Origin of the sequence: Denitromonas iodatirespirans, assembly GCF_018524365.1 — a bacterium.
Lineage (GTDB): Bacteria > Pseudomonadota > Gammaproteobacteria > Burkholderiales > Rhodocyclaceae > Nitrogeniibacter > Nitrogeniibacter iodatirespirans.
In genome coordinates this window covers 1-597 of the sequence record NZ_JAEKFT010000128.1, presented here as the reverse complement: position 1 = coordinate 597, position 597 = coordinate 1, and the positions used below count along the sequence as shown (strand labels likewise).

At 62.3% G+C, this 597-nt stretch carries 1 protein-coding gene; it reads right to left on the bottom strand.

Annotated features, from left to right (window positions below; genetic code table 11):
* Nucleotides 1–580: condensation domain-containing protein (locus I8J34_RS24255; protein ID WP_230412000.1), on the bottom strand; the 580-nt coding region annotated here is incomplete at its 3' end.
* Between the last annotated feature and the right edge of the window lie 17 nt (nt 581–597).

Here is a 597-nt window from a genome sequence, read left to right as displayed (position 1 = left end):
CTTCGAAGACGAGCGCGATCGCCTCGGGGTGTCGTTGCACCTGCGTCTCGAACAGCGCGTGCATCGTGGCGTCGCGATCGTAGGCTTGGCGCGTCTCGTTCCAGCCGATGAGTACTTGGTGGCGTTCGGAGGGCGGGAGCACATCGATGAGGCAGAGCGCTTTTTGAGGCGCGCGATCGAGGGCATCCATGAGCGCCTCTATGCCGCGAACGATGAATTGACCCAGCCGCTCCGGATCGAACACTTCGATCGTCTGGGTGCTGATGCGGAAGTTCTGTCCGAGATCGTCGATTGAAATCGTGATGGGATAGTTGGTCCTATCCTGACTGTGCAGAACTTCGATGCCGGAGTCACCCGCATCGCTCGCGCCATCTTCCGCCTGCTCCACACTGTAGCGATAGTTGAAGAGCGTGGTGAACAACGGCGCCTGGGCATCGACCCCGCTGCAGCGCTGGGCCAGTGCCAGTGGTGCATGCTCGTGATGGAGCAGACGGGCCAGTGTTTCGTGCGTCTGGCGAAGCGCCGCTTCGACCCCGCGCTCGTCGATGCGCAGGCGCACCGGCAAGGTGTTGATGAACATCCCGAGCACGCGGTCCG